Below are 250 nucleotides of genomic sequence, written 5' to 3' on the forward strand. Positions count from 1 at the left end.
GCGTACCCTGGTCGCCAAAAGCATAAACCACCATCGAGATACCGATAATACCCAAGTTACCCCGAAATGCCCCTTGCACAAAGGCACTGACGTCATCTTCGTCGATGCCCGCAAACCTGGCCCATACAAAACTGAACAGGCAGCTACTCAAAATTGCCAGCGCCACAAACACTATCAGTTCAATATGAACACCGGAATCAAATCGTACTTTGGCAATGGCCAGAAACACCAATACCGGCAAGGTCAGGGT

1 pseudogene is annotated in these 250 nt (G+C 49.6%); it reads right to left on the bottom strand.

From position 1 onward, the window contains the following. A pseudogene (locus Q4563_RS21485) lies at positions 1 to 250 on the bottom strand (hypothetical protein); the annotation flags it as partial.

This window comes from Gilvimarinus sp. 1_MG-2023 (genome assembly GCF_030548285.1).